Below are 18,196 nucleotides of genomic sequence, written 5' to 3'. Positions count from 1 at the left end.
TTAATTGTTATTCCCACTCAATCGTTGCTGGTGGCTTAGACGTAATGTCATACACTACGCGGTTGATGTGCTGAACATCATTTACGATTTTTGTTGAGATTGTTTCCAAAACGTCCCATGGGATTCTCGCCCAGTCTGATGTCATCCCATCAATAGAAGTAACAGCACGAATACCGATTGTATAATCGTACGTACGTGCATCACCCATAACACCTACACTTTTGATATTAGGAAGTACAGTGAAATACTGCCAGATGTCACGATCAAGTCCTGCTTTAGCAATTTCTTCACGTAGGATGGCATCTGATTCACGAACGATTGTTAGCTTTTCTTCTGTTACTTCACCCAATACGCGGATAGCAAGGCCTGGTCCTGGGAATGGCTGGCGCCAGACAATGTGATCTGGAATACCAAGCTGTGATCCAAGCTCACGTACTTCATCCTTGAAAAGTGTGTTAAGTGGCTCGATTAATTCAAATTGCATATTTTCCGGAAGTCCACCAACATTGTGATGTGATTTAATTGTTTGCGCAGTTTCCGTACCACTTTCGATAATATCTGTATAAAGGGTTCCCTGTGCAAGGAAGTCAATATCCTTCAGCTTTTCAGCCTCATCATCGAAAACATAGATAAATTCATTTCCAATAATTTTACGTTTCTTCTCTGGATCATCGACACCTTGTAATTTAGATAAAAAGCGATCCTTTGCATCTACTTTAATAATATTCATATGGAAATCATCTGCAAAAACCTTCATAACATCGTCTGCTTCGTTTTTACGTAACAAACCATGATCAACAAAAATACAAGTTAACTGATCTCCAATTGCTTTATGAATCAATGCAGCTACAACGGAAGAATCAACTCCACCGCTAAGCGCACAGAGTACTTTACGCTCTCCGACTTTCTGTTGAATCTTTTCAACTTCCATATCAATAAAGTTCTCAATCGTCCAATCTCCATCACATTTACATACATCATAAACAAAATGCTTCAAAAGATCATTACCATATTCAGAATGACGTACTTCCGGATGGTATTGCACACCATATAGTTGCTTATCCGGATTACTCATTGCTGCAATTGGTGTAGATGGACTTGTAGCATCGATTTGGAAATCATCCGGCTCAGCCATTACTTTATCACCATGACTCATCCATACTGTCTGTTTTTTCGGTGTATCTTTAAATAGAGTCGGTTCACCGTTTAGGTCAATAAGCGCTTTACCATATTCACGGTTTTTGGCTTTTTCAACTTGTCCGCCAAAATGCAATGCCATTAACTGCATACCATAGCAAATCCCCAAAATAGGAATATCTAAATCAAAGATTTCCTTATCGCAACGGAAACTGTTTTCATCATACACACTATGAGGGCCACCTGAAAGGATAATCCCCTTCGGATTCATCCGTTTGATTGCCTCAGCAGTTAACTTATGTGAGTGAAGCTCACTGTATACTCCTTGCTCTCTAATACGTCTTGTGATCAATTGGTTATATTGGCTACCAAAATCCAATACAAGAATCATTTCATTGTTTTCCATCTATTACGCTCCTATCTGTAGCTCGATTATATATCAGCATATACTGTTGTTCCCTCGTTTAAAGACCGTACCTGCCACAGCATCAAAATGAGTATGCAGCATATAATTTGCTGGTAATTAGTATACTTTTATTATGCCCATTTATTAGCAACAGGTCAGATCAATCCGTAAATAAAAAATGGATCTCCAACTTTTTGCAGTAAAAAACTACAAAAAGGCAGAGATCCAGGTCTATGAAACAAATAACAACCTTTATAGAAATCTGCCTTCATAGTCAGAACATTTACGGTGTCCCGGTAGAAACTTTCGATCCATATTATCGAGGATATACGACGGCATATATAACTTCAATATTAGCATGAACATGCTTGCTCAAGTATGTTCTTATTCTACTAACCTTCATCAAACAGGTCAAGCCATTATCCGTTTGATTAAATTTTTCCATAATTGTGTTACTTCTAATGGAACAGATTTATTTTGCTGCTGATGATATAGGATATTTTCAAATTGAGAGGTTAGCCTCCACATTTCATCAGTAGTATATCTTACATCAATCTTTCGCGCATACTCTCTCAACGTTTCGTCTGTCTTCTTTCCTAACCCTTTATGCTCTAAAACCCTCATTAAGTGGTGATATGCCTCTTGATAATTTTTACTGTCCGGATGCTTTCTAAACTTCATGAGAATGAAATGTGTCTTCCAACGAAAACGAGTCTTATAAATAAGATAGCCAAGAAGACTGATGATAAGCAGGAGAATAGTAATACTTTGCCAAGAAAAATCCCATGATGACTGGTCAGAAGCACTTGCTAAGTCTTCATCCACATCCTTCGGCAATTCGTCTGGTTTAGGTGCCTCATCTTCTTCCTTATCCGGTGTTTCCATCATCTCTTCTTCCTGTTGCGCAACATCATTATTTATCTCTGTACGGAAGTCTGCCAAATTCGAAAATCCCTGTGTTGGTTCAAAAGGCACCCATCCGTTTTCCGGAAAATAAACTTCCACCCAGGAATGTGCATTTGCATTTGTTACTTCATATATATCAAATGTCTCTTCATTGGCTCCTCCTACTTCACCTTGGATCATCTCTCCGCTCGTAAAACCTTTCGTCCAGCGTGCTGGTATTCCCAACGAACGCAGCATAACAACCATTGATGTAGAGTAGTTATCACAATAACCCATCTTGGAATCAAATAAAAATTGATCTACATAATCCTGGTTTGCTTTCGGAACAGGTACATCTGTTGTTTGGTATTCAAAACCATTCGTGCTGAAATATCGCTCTATTGCCTTTGCTTTATCATAGCGGTTATCATAAGAAGCTGTAATTTCCTCTGCCAAGTCGTAAACACGCTCAGGTAATGTGTCAGGTAATTGGGTGTATTGCGGATTTTCTATGTCCTCATTAGTTGTTTGATCCGCTTTTCTCAATTCATTGATAGCAAAAGAAGGATTATCATAGGATATAGTATAATTATCCAAAACCACAGCTTCGTTTTCAATTCTTGGTTCAATAGAAGAAGTAAATGGATCTAGAAAATAATCCACACCTGCGGCAAAAACCTGTGATGTTCCATACGGATAAATCAATTTCTTTATAGACGTATTTCCTTGGAACTCAATCATTGCTTCCATTTTCTCCGTCTCTACGTTTTCAAACTCGAACATAGAACGAAAGGACGTCCCTTGGTTAGCAATCTGTTGGTAATCAGGACCATCTGATGCTTCCCACCCTTTTCCTGTATAGGTATCCTTTGTTTCAATCCGCCAATAATGCTCATCTGTAACAGCAGCTTGAAATACAGGGGTGTAATCCTGGACAAAAGACCCTCCCAGCCGGGAGTCATCCTCCCCATACCCTACTTTTTGAATACTACTGCCTCTATCTGACATGCCAGCATTTTCTGCTTTGCTTTTAATAAAAGGAACCGGATCTGCCCACTGAGACTCAAATTTCGGTGCGGCATAACCGATAATAGTCGAAAGAAATACGATAACAATTAACGGAACAAGCCAAACTGTAGTTTTTTTCAGCCATGAGAAATGAATAGCTTCTTTTCTCAATTCTTTCATAAAATTAGCAATTCCCAATGCCAAAAAACCTAAGATAAATGTACGTATAATTGGAAGTGTAGCATCATAAACAGTAAATGTATCTAATACAGCTATATAAATAAATGTCAGTAAAATAAATAAAAATATCCGTTTCATGATTACAAACCAATAATAGAGAAGATAGCTCATTAACCAAATTAACAGCAAAAAGAGAACACTTCTAAATAAAGGAGTAAACTGAAAAAATTGCTGGCTAAATAATGCTTCGACATTAGTAAATAAGTCACCAAACAATACGGAAAACCACTTCACACCTAAAAATTTCGCCTCTATAAATAAGGCATTTACAACAATAAATAAGCCCATGCCTTTTAGTAAAAAAGAAATCCACCACTTTATTTGTATCATGGATATAGCAAAACAAAATAAAGCGTATAAGATAAAAATAGTTAAACTGCCCGTATCCGTAATATCTTCCACGGGATACAACCATTCCAAAAACAAAAGAAAACCCAGGGTATATAGGAGAGAAGAATATATAATTGATCTGTCTCCATTTGCTGTGCTCATTACAAGCTCACCTCCACAGGGTTATTAACTAGTTCTTTTTCCGTGAGAACTTCTACATTTATTCCGAATAACTCCAATTGTTGAATTTGCTTCTTAAGCATTGTTGTTATTTCTACAGTAGATTTAATTAGGATAATGCTAATATTTGGTGTTTGTTGTCTCCACTTTTTAACCTTATCACTAATTAAATGATCTAAATTGACCGTGATAATGATTAAGCTGGATTTATTTTTCAAGTGGAGCAGCATTTCGGAAAAACTGGAAGTGAATTCAGCATCTCCACTTGGCTGAATCTTTGTTAAATGTTGTCTAACTGATTCATTGGCGGTAATTTCACTCTGTAATGAAAAAGATTTACTTTTTCTACCTATCGTTATCAGTTCTGCAGGCGTTGCACGCTGTTGGAAAACCTTAACTAATGAATAGGAAAGCTCTACCGCTGCCTCAAATGCCAGATAATTCATATTTCCATGTTCACATGCATCAAGAACAAGCAGCAATTCTGAACTTTTTTCTTGCTCGAATTCCTTAGTCATTAATGTGTTCGTCCTTGCTGATTGTTTCCAATCAATCCATGAAAATTTATCACCTGGCATATATTCACGTATACCTGCAGCTATATTTGTTTGTTGCAAATGAAGAAACGAGCTAGATGTCGAGCCTTGTTCATAACTCGATACTTGTTCCTTTAATTCAATTGGCCGTTCATTTGGATACACCAATAGCTGGTCTCTTACCGAATACATGTGGTCTTTTTTAACAAAACCAAATACATCCCCTGTACGTATTCGAATTCCATAAAAAACATGTTCTCCTCTTGGTACATCCTTAAGATTATAACTAAATGAGAATGTCCGCTTAAAAGAAGGAAAGATAACTTTTTTCCTCTCCCTGTTCACTTTTAACTTTTCACTGTCATTAAAATGTTGATATTTATTTTGCCGATTGTCTATTAATCCCAAGGTATCAGAGAAGACGTCTTCACAGATACAATAATATAAAGGAAACGGAAATGCCCGTTTTATATTTACTGTAATTGTTACGTCACTTCCCGCTTGAGCCATATATCGAGATACTGTGCGAGTAACCTTCCAACCTTTTATCGGATAAAGAAGTAAACCAACATGATATAAAAAGATTGGTTGAAAACTAAAAAATAAGAACCAGCTTACAAATCCCCCCTGAAACATTGCATACGAAAATAGGACGAGGAAGAGTGCAATAATAAAAACAAAGTTACCGATTGATCGAAGCTTCTTTTTCATCAACCAAATTCCTTTCGGATTGGTATATGCGTGTTTTTAATAATAGAGTGGATAACCTCTTCGTTCGTTACACCGTCATACCTTGCTTCTGAGTGCAGAATAATTCGGTGGGACAGTACATATGGAGCAAGAAATTTAATATCATCAGGCAGCACATAATCTCTATTATTTATATAAGCAAAAGCTTTAGCGGCTTTCATTAACGAAATGGACCCTCTTGGACTAACCCCAAGATAGATTAATGGATTATTTCTTGAAGCAGTTGCCAGATTAATAATATATTGTTGGATTGATTTATCTATATATATTTCTTTTACTTCCTGTTGAAGTTCAATCAGTTCATCTCTGGACATTACTGCATGTATCGTTTCCAGCGGGTGTTGCTTTGACGTACGTTGAAGCATTTCCAATTCTTCCGCCATACTTGGGTATCCCATTTTTAGCTTTAAAATAAAGCGGTCAAGCTGAGCCTCAGGAAGTGGATATGTACCTTCATATTCAATTGGGTTTTGGGTTGCCATGACAAAGAAAGGTTGCTTTAACGGAATAGTTTTGCCATCAACTGTAACACTTTTTTCTTCCATGCCTTCAAGTAAGGATGACTGGGTCTTTGGTGAGGTACGATTAATTTCATCTGCTAGAATGATATTTCCTAGAATAGGCCCTCCACGAAATTCAAATTCTAGTTCTTTGGGATTATAAATAGAAATGCCGGTAACATCTGAAGGTAGGAGATCTGGGGTGAATTGAATTCTTCTGAAGTCACAATCCAAAGATTTAGCAATCGTTTTGACTAACATGGTTTTCCCTACACCAGGAACATCTTCTAAGAGGACATGTCCTTCAGCCAAAAGAGCTACAAGGCTTAGAGTTGCCACCTCTTCTTTTCCACTCATTACTTTGTTTATATTGTCAATTATTTTTCCGACTTTTTCATTATATACGGTTAATTCCTGCATCATATAAAGACCCCTCTCTGGATGAAGACAATTGTTCCTTTTATACTATAACTATACTAAAAATGGTTATGAAACGAAAGAGAACTTTCAAGTTACTTTTCTATGAAATTTCTTCTTTGACCAAACACCTCTTAACGCTTCGTTTATTCTTAAGTATGTTCCTCTAAGTATATATTTATACGTACTTTAAAACTATTAGTTATACGAGAGGAAGGGGGTTGAAAGTAATGGATAAAACTCTCTGCCGTAGTGGGTTTTAATTAATAGAGAACAAAAAAGAGAAGGAGCTATGCATGCTCCTTCTCTTTTTTCATTTATTTAATTAGGAATTTCCATTATTTTTTCTTTGGCGGCTTCTAGCTTCTCCGCCTTTTTGGCCGATGTCTTCATAGAATTCCTGGTCGTGATTCTTTGCTGTTGTCTTTCCGCCTTTTTGGCCAATATCTTCATAAAATTCCTGATCATGATTCTTTGCTGTTGTTTCTCCGCCTTTTTGGCCGATATCTTCATAGAATTCCTGATCGTGATTCTTTGCTGTTGTTTCTCCGCCTTTTTGACCGATGTCTTCATAGAATTCCTGATCATGATTTCTTGCTGTTGTTTTTCCGCCTTTTTTACCTGCTTCTTCTAGAGACATTTTGTTGTTCTTTTTATTATTATTAGCCATGCTTAACATCTCCTTCCAAGTATTTTTAACGGTTTTACTGTAAACATTTTCAGCTACGACATATTTATTTTAAATTAAATTATTTTTAATCATTTTTTCTTTGCTGGGCTCGTTTTTCGCCACCCTTTTGTCCAATATCTTCATAGAATTCTTGGTCATGATTTTTGGCGGTAGTTTCTCCACCCTTTTTACCAATATCCTGGAAAAATTCTTTATCATGTTCTTTAGCTGTAGTTTGTCCGCCTTTTTGACCGATCTCTTCATAGAATTCTTGGTCATGTTTCTTTGCTGTAGTTTTTCCGCCTTTTTTACCTGCTTCTTCTAGAGACATTTTGTTGTTCTTTTCATTATTTTTAGCCATACTTAACATCTCCTTTTGAATAGTTTAATAAGCTTCTACAGTATTTTGGGTTCCACATATAAATACTTTTAAACTACATTTTGACTTGAAATTTCGTAGCAACTATTAACCCGGGTTGTAATTTAATGCGCTACACTACATGGAATTCCACGATATCCCATTTGTTAAACGTTATTTTTTTTAACTTTTTTATTCTTTTCGTCTAACTTTTTATATACCTTATCAATGACTTCAGCTTTTTCATTTTGTGATTGATCCTCTAAATCCAGTTCCAATCGATCCTGCTCGGATAAATTAAACAATGCTTGATTATATGGTTTTTCCTTTTTAACCATATTCAACCGCCTCTCCATATACTTTTATTAAAAAGCATTAATTTCGGAATTCACGTAGTTTTTCCGTTTCATCCAAATAAATCCATCTCCTTTGGTTATCACCGCAACATCAATAGGTGGTCCTACTGATTCTGTAGCTCTTGTTACCCTTCTTTTAAAGGAAGTCAAGTTAACAAGAGCTTCAGCCATCTCAGCCAATTCTTCTTTTGGTAGCGAGCGCACCACACCAAGCAATGGTTCAATATAGTTGGACTGTTGATATTCATTGACAGAAGACTGGATAGACTCATACATTTCATTACCCAATCTCATAGTTTCCTTAACCTGTTCGTCTGTTAAGTCGATATTCAAATGCTTTTTAATTTGTTCATGGTAATTTGTTAGAACCTCTTCTACAATACCGAAAATGGTATCCTCCATCGTTGGTTCAATACCGTACATAAATGAATCTACCATTTCCCTCTGCGCAAATGGCAGGATCGCTGCTGTCCCTGCCTTTTTATCTGAAGTATAACTTATTTCCTTGTCTTTTAATTTTTTATATTTTAATTGTCCATTCACAAATCCTTCTAACCGGTAGTTCAGTAGATGAGGAAAAATTTCTTTCTCTCCATAACCACAAAATACGATACCCGTACTACCGAGACTAAAATAGTCAGATTTGGTTACTTCAAATGCCAACTCACTCAAAAGCGCATTTAATTCTCCCGGCGTTTCATATACAATTAACTCCTCCCTAACTTCTGTAACTACCGTGTTAAACGATTTTTGAAAAGTTGTATAATCCAGCTCTAACCAATCTTCTTTTTGCTTATACTCATTTAGTTGTTTTTTCACTGTTTCCGTTAGAATAGTGGTGATTTCACTGGTATCATCTAATGAAGAGACTTCCTCTTCCACTCCCCTTACTAGCCGTTTAAGAATATCAGAAAAAGTCCGGTATACAATAATATGTTCAATATCTTCCCTGCCAAAACGGTTGTCTTGTCGTAAAAAATCGAGAAAATCTTCAAAGTAATAGGAGAGATTATCAAATTTCTTATCTCCCAGGTATTCTCTGTATGATTTAATAATGATATCCCAAGGCACCTCCATAAAGGAGGCTGCTCCATATACCATTATTCCTACTGGATGTTGTTTGGATAAAGAAAAAAGTTTGTTTGCTGAATTGTATACTTTTTGGACACCATCTCTGCCACTTGTAATTGCACTATCTGCTGCAAGTGCCATACCCAACTTATTCATTATCGCTACTTCTGCTGTCATTTTGATACCGCCCTCCTTACCAAATATGTATCCCTTCCCTATTACTTTGAAACAAAGATGGAAAATTTAGAAGTCGCAGTAGGAGGAAATTGCGACGTAGTGAATACTTATTTCCCAATTAATATAAAATAGCTAAATAACACCGCTACGGAAAAATACTGCGCTACTATTTACTATTATACCTAGGAAGAAAAATTGCGTCTGCACACCCCAGAATATGCTGTGTACGAATTGATTGGAGCGGAAGGGGGCGACTCCTGCCGGAATAGCATGAGCAGAAGACCCTGCACGAAGCGTAGCGGAGGAAGCGGCTGAAGCCATGCCGGTGGAAAGCGTCCCCCTGCAGCGGAAATCAATGGGGTCCATTCATCTCCTTAAAATGAGATAAACTACTACCAAGTTACGTCGTAGTTTATCTAAATTAAGATATACATCTTTACTCACCAGTTAAGTAGAAAAAATGAACGAAAAAAGCACCACTCTGTGATAGAGTGATGCTTTTGATTTAGCTATTATATAGAATAGGTGAACCTGGTCCAAGATCGATGCCGAAAAGCATCCAGACAATCAATACGATGGTCCATCCAATCAAGAAATATAGAGAGTATGGTAGCATAACAGAAATTAATGTTCCAATTCCCATTTTCTTATCATACTTCTGTGCAAATGCAATAATAATCGCAAAGTACGTCATTAATGGTGTGATAATATTTGTTGTTGAATCAGCAACCCGGTAAGCCATTTGGGTTAGTTCTGGTGAGTAACCCAGCTGCATCATGATTGGTACAAAAATCGGAGCCATCATCGCCCATTTTGCTGAAGCACTACCAATGAACAGATTAATAAAGGCAGTAATTACAACGAAGGCGAGAATAAGTGGAATTCCAGACAAATTAATACTATCAAGGAATTCGGCACCGTATACACCAAGCACCAAGCCCATATGTGATTCATTAAAGAAAGCAACAAATTGACCTGCAGTAAACGCTAGTACAATAAACATTCCCATGGAAGCCATTGTATCTGATAATTGAGTTGCTACATCCTTATCATTCCGAATAACTTTTGTTATTTTTCCATATACCAGACCTGGTACGAAAAATAGAATTGCAATGATAGGTACAAGTGAGCTCATAAATGGAGATTGAATAATTTCTCCGTTATCTCCACGCATTGGAGCGTTCTCAGGTACAATTAAGAAAGACATGATAATCAGTGCAACAATAAGCGATAATGTTGCCCAAACTAAACCTTTTTTCTCGATTGGTTGGAGACCTTCTAATTCTTCTTTTTGATCTCCTTTATACTTTCCTAATCTAGGTTCTACTACTCGCTCTGTTACCCATGCACCAATAAAAGTAAGAATGAATACAGACACAATAATAAAGTAATAGTTCATTGCTATATTCATACCCTCAGCATAGGCAGGGTCAATAATAGAGGCAGCAGCTATCGTTAGTTCCCCTAGTAAAGCATCCGTAGCTGATAGAAATAAGTTGGCACTAAATCCGGCAGAAACCCCAGCGAATGCTGCTGCCAAACCTGCTAATGGGTGACGGCCAAGTGCTACGAAGATTAAAGCTCCTAGTGGAGGTAATACAACATATCCCGCATCGGAAGCGACACTGGACATAATACCTGCGAATACCAAGCCAGCCGTAATAAAGCGTTTTGGAACTGATAATACGAATCCTCGTAATAACGCGCTTATAAGCCCAGTTCTTTCAGCTACACCAATTCCAAGCATTGTTACTAGAACTACACCAAGCGGCGCAAATCCAATAAAGTTATCTGTCATACTCGTAAATATGTATTGAATACCTTCCGAACTTAAGAGGTTGTTTATTTCAACCATTTCTCCCTCTTTACCTGGATGTTCTACACTAATTCCAAGTGGAGAAAGCAATGCTGATAATAGAACAACAAGTAATGCCAAAATGGCAAACAACGTAATTGGATGTGGTAGCTTATTACCTAAAGTTTCAATCATATCCAGGAAACGTTGAAAAAGACCCTTCTTTTGTTTCACCATAAAGAAACCCCTTCCTATATTATGGATAATATTCTGATAATTATCTCGATGTATATCCACACTTCATTATATAGGGGTTTCTTATTTATTTAAATGGTTAAACGAGAAGTGTTACTAGTGAAAGTATTCATAAGATTGCCCATAGGAAAAATAGTTAATAGTCTATAAGTTTAATATTCTTTATACAAAATAAGGGTTACCCTTCATTCCTTTCCATAATTTATCCTGCTCCAGCATGTATGCCAATTTTAAGAGCATGTCTTCTTTTCCTTTTGAAGCCATTACTTGAACCCCTATAGGAAGTCCATCAAAGGTTTGATGTAATGGAACCGACATAGCCGGCTGCCCGGTCAAATTAGCTAATTGTGTAAATGGTGTGTAGGTAAGACTTGGGAGGAACATGTCATAAATCAGCTCCTGCTCCCCATTTTTATCCCTCCGTTGGATATCTTCTCTTAATTGTGCCTGGCTTTCTTGTGTATGAGTTAATTCTCCAACCTTTGGTGCAGCATAGGCTGTTGCAGGGGTGATATAAAAATCATATGTGCGATGGAAATCTGCCATCAGAGCAGCAGCTTCATCCCAGGCTGCCAGACTTGCAGCGTATTCTGCTGCCGTAACTGATTTTCCCGCTTCATTTAATAACCATGTTTCAATTTCTACATCTTCTGGCTTCAACGTTCTGCCTGTAGCCTTCTCAAGCTGTGTAGCAAGAGAAGCAATTTCTCCACTATTCATTAAATAATAGTTTCTCATTAATTCAATTCCATCTACATCATTGGCTTTTTCTTCTACAAAGTGCCCTTGCTCCTCCAACCATTTCACCGTCTTCCTAACCGCTTCTTTAGCCTCGTCAGATACAGGCGTACCTACAGGTGATTCTGTAGTAAATGCAATACGCAATGGAGAAGAAAACGATTCTGTGATCGCTTGCTGATATCTTCCTTCAAAAAGTGGTGTATGGAAGGCTGCCTCTGGCTGAACGATCTGAAGCAAATCAAGCATAGCTGCACTGTCTCTAACTGTTTTACTTAAAACAAAATCAATGGAAGCCCCTTGCCACTGTCTGCCAGTTCCTGGCCCAACTGGAGTACGTCCACGAGTTGGCTTTAAACCAAACAAACCAGTAAAAGAGGCTGGAATGCGGATGGACCCACCGCCATCACTAGCACCTGCTAATGGGACAACTCCTGCAGCGATAGCAGCTGCTGAACCGCCACTGGAACCGCCTGGAGAATGTTCTGTATTCCACGGGTTTCTACTTGGTCCATAAAGTTCCGGTTCTGAAATATTCTTTAAGCCAAACTCTGGTGTATTGGTGTGACCTATAAATAGAAATCCGGCTTCTCTCATTTTTCCAACTAAATTGGAATCATGCTTGGAAATGGACTGTTGCAATAATTTTGACCCTGAAGTTAATGGTTCACCCTTTACGTGCTGGGAAATGTTTTTTAACAATAACGGAACACCGGCGAACGGCCCCTGATTCAATTGAATTTTCTCTGCCTCTTTCAGTGCCTTCGCTTTTCGCTCATGTACAACGGCATTCAAGACAGGATTTACTTTTTCTAGCTGTTGAAAGCTTGCATTCACTATTTCTGCTGGTTTTATTTCTTTGCTTTGTATTAATTCAGCTAAGTCTGTTGCATCTAACTGCTTATATGTCTCAACCTTCATTTCTGCACTCCTTTGGCTTGTACTTTATCCATATAGTATCATGGCACACGTACCAAGCCAAAAAAAAGACAGAGTAAGTTAACTACAACTAAGGCCTTTTTTTCTTCCATGGAGGGTCTCCGTACTTATGTAGACGAAGATTCACTTTTTGAATAAGATATGGAACAATGAAAGCCATTACCGTACAAAACCATACAATTGGGGGTGGAAGTCTATTCAATAAGATATCCAGCATGAGCTATTTTTCCCCCTCCTTTTCTGTTCGGTTTGTAACCCCTGCATTTTTAATTTCTGTTTGAACCTTTACTTCAATCTCACTTTTCGAGAAAATATTCTCTCCTCGATCCCAATCCTCTTCTATTTCCTCCCAAAATGGGTAATGCTTCTGATAAAGCTCACTGGAAAGTCGGAATGCATCAACTTTTAAATCGTCCTTAACCTTAACTATAGCTTGATTTACAATTTTGTGGACTTTTTCTTTTAAAGCTTTCTCTATGATTTTAAGTGTTCGTTTTTTAGTAAAGTCCTCTGAGCCAAATGTTTCTGCTATGGAGGCAGCTATTTTTATATCAACTGAAAATACCACCTTTTCTTTACTCTTACTTTTTACTTTTATTTTTCGTGATGCATCCAATATTTCTAACGTCATTAACTTACCTTCTACCTCTGCTTCAATACTTCCTTCTTTAACTTTACCCGTTACAAGATTTAAGCCAACAAGATCATCTCCTACTAAACTCCCAACCATTCTATCCTCTTCCCCTTGAAATACAGCAACCCCCTTGTAAGCAATTTTATTCCCTTCCATCGTTATTAGAGGAATGATATAACTTTTTGTGTCTAATAAATATAGGTGTATATCATTAACGTGAATCTCTTCTATTATCTCAGCATTTTTATAACTATTTTTTAGCATGGATTCAATATAAAGCATTGGAAGTTTTTCTTTCATAGGTTCTATATCCAGGATCTTTCTCGCCTCTCCCTCTGCAATGACAACGTGCACACCCCGACGCATTTCCTGATCGCGAATAAATAGATCCATTACATCCTCAAGTAAATAGGGTTTCATCACCAATTCCTCTGCTAAAACGATTATCTTTAAGTGTTGATAGAATGGCGTTCTGTTGGTGAGTTTTGCCATTTTACGATTAATATCAAAAACACTATTTCCACTTGCAGATAGATTCGTAAATGCTTTTTGCTCTGCTCCTCCACCTTCCGAGGGGGTACCTAACCCAGCAGGTATTACAAATTGGTTCGTTAATGTTACCTGCGTATGGTCCCCTCCCTGCTCTTCTGCCAAATCAATTCCTGATCCAATCACAAAACCTCGTTCCTCTATTTCGACTCTGTCCCAGCAACCTGACAAAAAAATAAGTATAAAAAGTACTATTATTCGTGTGCAAACGTACTTACGTTGAACCACTATTTTTCACACCTCTCACTTTCATCATGATTAACAACAACACCAGCACACTTAATGAGAGCGCAACACTATAGGTACCCATTATTTCTCCCATTACCTCCAGCTCGGTAATATTATTAGGTAGCTCACTGATAAAATAAGTTGCTGGGCAAAGAAATAATAGTAATTTAAATTTATTTATAGAGGGAAAGATGGAAGTAATTGCAAGTACAGCGATATCCAGAGCGATAACAGCCGTATTAAATATGGCCATAATCCAAATCATAAAAAAGATAGATTCAAACCTTTCCAAAATCCCTCCAGGTATTTCAATGGTCTTGGCAAGTTCAACCGTAGGGCTCATTAAGTTGGCAGTAGTCACATTACCAAACACAGCGATACACGTTAGAAAGATAAGAATATATAATACGACAGCTATGGTCATTCCAGCAGCAGCCATTTTAGGTGCCTGCTTAGAATTCCTCACAAAGGCTATATAAAAAAATAATATGCCATATCCTGTATATGCCATCGTACTCTCTCTTAACCCCCAAAAATAACCTTTAAGATCAGTTTGAAACACAGGTAAAATATTCTCAGAACGTATGAAAACAAGCGAAAATAATATTAAAATAATCGTAACGAATATAATGATAGGTAAAAACATGACATTCAGGCGAAATACTCCAGCTCTTGTTCCAGCAACTGCATACACAACGAGCAAGAGAAACGATAAACTAATAATTTCCATTGGGGTTCGATCAAAGAGATACTGCTGTGATGTATAAGAAACCTGTTTTATTTCATAAGCTGTTAAGATAATTCCTTGAATCGCAAATAGAAATGTAAGAATAACGGCTATCGGTCTTTTTACTAAGGTAGTTGCATATGTTATAAAGTTCTGTGAGGGAAATGCGGCAGCGACTTTTGCTGTAACCCAAGTAACAAATATTGCCAAAATCCCTCCTATAAGTAATGCGACCCACCCATCAGAGGAAACTGTCACACTAGCCAAGCTTCGAGGTAAGATCAAGATACCAACCGCAATAACTATAGAAGGGACAGCAATTAGAATTTCAAATGGACTAATTTGTTCATCGGCATATTTAAAATTCTTCATTTCAGCTGTTCTCCTTTTTAATCCTAACTTTATCTCTTGTTTGTGTTGTTACTGGTCTGTTCTTTAATAAGGTAATAGGGGCTCTTATCACTAGGTCTTTCCAGTCATCAATAAATGTTGGAGAGAATGGAGCAGAATATGGGACCCCAATACTCTTTAAATTGGCAATATGAATCATAATTGCTATATACAAGAGAATAATCCCGTACAGTCCTAATAGTGCTGCAGCAATCATAAAAGCAAAACGAAGCATGCGGAAGGCGATTGCTATACTATAAGCCGGGTATGTGAAAGAAGAAATAGCCGTTAAGGCCACCACAATTACCATAATGGGACTTACAATTCCTGCCCTAACAGCAGCATCTCCAATTACCAAGCCTCCTACAATACCAATTGTTTGACCGATTGACTGCGGAAGCCTGGCCCCCGCCTCTCTTAATAATTCCATAGTAATTCCCATTAATACAGCTTCTACGAAAGAGGGAAATGGAACCCCTTCTCTCGTAGCTGCAATAGAAAATGCTAGCTTAGTTGGAATCATTCCTTGGTGATAGGAGACCAAGGCAATATAGAAAGCTGGTAGAAACATAGAAATAAAAACACCTAAATATCGGAGAATACGAATTAATGAACTAACTGACCAACGTTCATAATAATCCTCTGGCGATTGCAACGTATCTCCTAAAGTAGTAGGTGCAGTCAACACAAAGGGAGTTCCATTTAATAAAATAGCTATTTTTCCCTGCATAAGTGCTGCGGATACTTTGTCAGGTCTTTCCGTATTCATAAATTGAGGAAATGGGGATAAAAAACTATCTTCAATCCACTGTTCCACAAAACCACTTTCAGGCGCAAAATCAATATCGATGGTCTCCAACCTACGATTAACTTCCTTCACAAGGTCTTGATCCGTAATACCATCCATAAAAGCAACAACAAGCTTTTGCTTCGACCTTCTCCCTATTTCATGTGATTTAAATCGAAGGTTCGGATCACGAATGTACCTTCGCAGCAAGGAAATATTCGTTTGAATATCTTCCACAAAGCCATCACGAGGCCCACGAATTAACGATTCGGAGACGGGCTCCTGAATTTCTCGGGTTTTACCGCCACTCGTGCCCAAAATTAAAACTTGATCTATGCCATTTAAATAAAGAACAGTATTCCCTGATAGTAGCCCATAAGAAATATCATCAAGGCTCTGGGCATACTTAATAGAAGTTAGGGAGATCATTTTCTGAAAAAAAACATCCAAGGTTTGGGCAGGATCAGATAAATCATCATTCGTTTCCTGTAAGTTTCGAATAACGTGCGTCTGGACGAACTCTTTATCAACCAAACCTTCTAAGCACACAATAGCAAGCTTGTGCGATCCACTAGTGAAATGGCGAATGATGAGATCTTCTGCATCATCCAGCATATTTTTTACATTTGAAAGATTCTTTTCCAAATCATTTCCTATTTTAATAGTAAAATTTTCTTTTTGATTTGAAGAAGGATTTTTTTTATTTCTTCTAAAAAAAGAACGGCGTACCATTTTATCTCCTCGTTCCTTCATTAATTCCCTTCTTCCTTTCTTTTCCATAATGAAGGTATTTTATACGTTGCATGCTGCAGAGTATGCAAATATAAAAGTAATTGGATAAAAAGCTTTATCCCATAACTCTTTTGTCTTTAATGAAAAGTAATAAGATAATTAAATTTTAAAGAAGACCATTCTAAAGTATTGGTGCCCCGATCTAGAAAAGGTTTAATTAATTTTTCACAAAAAACAAATCCGAACCATGATTCATTATTACCTTGAATCAGTTCGGATTTTGTTTTCTGGGTCAACCTCTATTCCCATTCAATCAGTATAATATTTATCTTGATAAAAATAATTTGGTTTCTTTACTGTGTTATTAAACGGACGATGAAATACATGTGTAGTCGCAGGTGACATTGGAGGAATTAACCAGGACCACTTCCCGGTTACCTGCCGTTGACATTTTTCTTCCTTCTGTTCAAATAAACGAAATTGATTTGCGGCAGTATGATGATCCACAATCGTGACACCACGTTTTTTAAACGAGTCCAGAACGGCTGAATTAAGCTCAACTAAGGCACGATCCTTCCATAACGTGCCTAGCCGCTTCATATCTAATTCCATTTGCTTTGCAATGGTTGGTAATAGATTGTATCGTTCGGTGTCCGCCAGATTTCTCGCTCCAATCTCCGTTCCCATATACCATCCGTTAAAAGGAGCCGCTGTGTAATGAACGCCTCCTATCTCTAATCGCATATCGGAGATGATAGGTACCGCATACCATTTTATCTCCTCCCCGCCAAATAAGTCATACTCCGCATGCTGAATAGGAACCTCCATAATAAGCTCTTTAGGTATTTCCATATATTCAGGTTTACCGTTATCTATTTGAATAACAAGCGGAAGAACATCAAACATCGTTCCTTCTCCCTGCCATCCAAGCTCCATGCACTTCTCGGTAAACTGAAGGGAGTCTGGATCACCAATGATTCCATCTTCTGTTTTATATCCTGCATAACGCACTAGTTGGTGGTTCCATATTTTTATAGGAGAATGTCCATTTTTTTGAGGTTGAAAAATAGTAATCAATGGCTGGATTTTTCCTTCGTTGGTTGCTTTATCAATATGATTAAGGAGACACCCAAAGACTTCCTTACTTGTATGCATTCCTCTTGCATCCACTACATTCAAATTCTCCCAAAAAAACCGCCCGATGCAGCGATTAGAATTTCTCCAAGCTACTTTCGCACCATAAGATAATTCTTCCAATGTATGCTCATAAAAATTAGTTAATTCAATAGAATGGCGGACCGACTTCAAACGACTTTCGATCTCTTCCGTAGATTTACCAAGTTCTGTATAGGCTTGTTGTATAAACAATTCAGCTTCTTGAATAAGCGTTTGGTTGTTCAT

The 18,196-nt window shown here is 37.5% G+C and carries 13 protein-coding genes, 1 pseudogene and 1 riboswitch; all 14 genes and pseudogenes read right to left on the bottom strand.

The features are described from left to right. Positions 1–7: 7 nt before the first annotated feature. Positions 8–1,543 (bottom strand): glutamine-hydrolyzing GMP synthase, encoded by a 1,536-nt coding sequence (gene guaA / locus BME96_RS02730; protein ID WP_071648210.1) that lies wholly within the window; start codon positions 1,541–1,543, stop codon positions 8–10. A gap of 251 nt (positions 1,544–1,794) precedes the next feature. Further along, positions 1,795–1,896, bottom strand: a riboswitch (purine riboswitch). 58 nt (positions 1,897–1,954) lie between these two features. After that, a complete protein-coding gene (locus tag BME96_RS02725; protein ID WP_060679652.1) occupies positions 1,955–4,168 on the bottom strand; it encodes a transglutaminase TgpA family protein in 2,214 nt (737 codons plus the stop codon). After that, entirely contained in the window at positions 4,168–5,433 is a 1,266-nt protein-coding gene (locus BME96_RS02720; RefSeq protein ID WP_060679649.1) for a DUF58 domain-containing protein, read from the bottom strand. The genes BME96_RS02725 and BME96_RS02720 overlap by 1 nt, the downstream gene beginning before the upstream one ends. Continuing rightward, a complete protein-coding gene (locus BME96_RS02715) occupies positions 5,433–6,395 on the bottom strand; it encodes an AAA family ATPase (RefSeq protein WP_019379010.1) in 963 nt (320 codons plus the stop codon). The genes BME96_RS02720 and BME96_RS02715 overlap by 1 nt, the downstream gene beginning before the upstream one ends. A gap of 319 nt (positions 6,396–6,714) precedes the next feature. Continuing rightward, entirely contained in the window at positions 6,715–7,059 is a 345-nt protein-coding gene (locus BME96_RS02710) for a KGG domain-containing protein (RefSeq protein WP_082388012.1), read from the bottom strand. 88 nt (positions 7,060–7,147) lie between these two features. Continuing rightward, a pseudogene (locus tag BME96_RS02705) lies at positions 7,148–7,420 on the bottom strand (KGG domain-containing protein); the annotation flags it as partial. Positions 7,421–7,584: 164 nt separating this feature from the next. After that, entirely contained in the window at positions 7,585–7,755 is a 171-nt protein-coding gene (locus BME96_RS19490; RefSeq protein ID WP_156035934.1) for a hypothetical protein, read from the bottom strand. A 27-nt stretch (positions 7,756–7,782) separates the two neighbouring features. Beyond that, entirely contained in the window at positions 7,783–9,021 is a 1,239-nt protein-coding gene (locus BME96_RS02700; RefSeq protein ID WP_071648209.1) for a hypothetical protein, read from the bottom strand. 505 nt (positions 9,022–9,526) lie between these two features. After that, the gene (locus BME96_RS02690; RefSeq protein WP_071648207.1) at positions 9,527–11,053 is read right to left on the bottom strand and encodes an AbgT family transporter; all 1,527 of its coding nucleotides are present in this window, start codon (positions 11,051–11,053) and stop codon (positions 9,527–9,529) included. A gap of 180 nt (positions 11,054–11,233) precedes the next feature. Then, on the bottom strand, positions 11,234–12,730 hold the full coding sequence (locus tag BME96_RS02685) for an amidase (protein WP_071648206.1): 1,497 nt from the start codon (positions 12,728–12,730) through the stop codon (positions 11,234–11,236). A gap of 238 nt (positions 12,731–12,968) precedes the next feature. After that, a complete protein-coding gene (locus BME96_RS02680) occupies positions 12,969–14,159 on the bottom strand; it encodes a Ger(x)C family spore germination protein (RefSeq protein ID WP_071648205.1) in 1,191 nt (396 codons plus the stop codon). After that, positions 14,146–15,258, bottom strand: coding sequence for a GerAB/ArcD/ProY family transporter (locus BME96_RS02675; protein ID WP_071648204.1), 1,113 nt, complete (start codon positions 15,256–15,258; stop codon positions 14,146–14,148). Before BME96_RS02675 ends, BME96_RS02680 begins: the two co-directional genes overlap by 14 nt. Position 15,259: 1 nt before the next feature. Next, a complete protein-coding gene (locus tag BME96_RS02670) occupies positions 15,260–16,816 on the bottom strand; it encodes a spore germination protein (RefSeq protein WP_019375594.1) in 1,557 nt (518 codons plus the stop codon). A 288-nt stretch (positions 16,817–17,104) separates the two neighbouring features. Next, complete coding sequence (locus tag BME96_RS02665; RefSeq protein WP_019375593.1) at positions 17,105–18,196, bottom strand: nitric oxide synthase oxygenase; 1,092 nt, start codon at positions 18,194–18,196, stop codon at positions 17,105–17,107.

It is taken from the genome of Virgibacillus halodenitrificans, assembly GCF_001878675.1.
GTDB lineage: Bacteria > Bacillota > Bacilli > Bacillales > Amphibacillaceae > Virgibacillus_Q > Virgibacillus_Q halodenitrificans.
This window is presented reverse-complemented; position numbering and strand designations above follow the sequence as displayed.

What these genes read in the sequence shown, in the direction of transcription:
- guaA (WP_071648210.1), bottom strand. Translation starts at nt 1,543, where the DNA reads ATGGAAAACAATGAAATGATTCTTGTATTGGATTTTGGTAGCCAATAT.
- BME96_RS02725 (WP_060679652.1), bottom strand. Translation starts at nt 4,168, where the DNA reads ATGAGCACAGCAAATGGAGACAGATCAATTATATATTCTTCTCTCCTA.
- BME96_RS02720 (WP_060679649.1), bottom strand. Translation starts at nt 5,433, where the DNA reads ATGAAAAAGAAGCTTCGATCAATCGGTAACTTTGTTTTTATTATTGCA.
- BME96_RS02715 (WP_019379010.1), bottom strand. Translation starts at nt 6,395, where the DNA reads ATGATGCAGGAATTAACCGTATATAATGAAAAAGTCGGAAAAATAATT.
- BME96_RS02710 (WP_082388012.1), bottom strand. Translation starts at nt 7,059, where the DNA reads ATGGCTAATAATAATAAAAAGAACAACAAAATGTCTCTAGAAGAAGCA.
- BME96_RS19490 (WP_156035934.1), bottom strand. Translation starts at nt 7,755, where the DNA reads ATGGTTAAAAAGGAAAAACCATATAATCAAGCATTGTTTAATTTATCC.
- BME96_RS02700 (WP_071648209.1), bottom strand. Translation starts at nt 9,021, where the DNA reads ATGACAGCAGAAGTAGCGATAATGAATAAGTTGGGTATGGCACTTGCA.
- BME96_RS02690 (WP_071648207.1), bottom strand. Translation starts at nt 11,053, where the DNA reads ATGGTGAAACAAAAGAAGGGTCTTTTTCAACGTTTCCTGGATATGATT.
- BME96_RS02685 (WP_071648206.1), bottom strand. Translation starts at nt 12,730, where the DNA reads ATGAAGGTTGAGACATATAAGCAGTTAGATGCAACAGACTTAGCTGAA.
- BME96_RS02675 (WP_071648204.1), bottom strand. Translation starts at nt 15,258, where the DNA reads ATGAAGAATTTTAAATATGCCGATGAACAAATTAGTCCATTTGAAATT.
- BME96_RS02670 (WP_019375594.1), bottom strand. Translation starts at nt 16,816, where the DNA reads ATGAAGGAACGAGGAGATAAAATGGTACGCCGTTCTTTTTTTAGAAGA.
- BME96_RS02665 (WP_019375593.1), bottom strand. Translation starts at nt 18,196, where the DNA reads ATGAACAACCAAACGCTTATTCAAGAAGCTGAATTGTTTATACAACAA.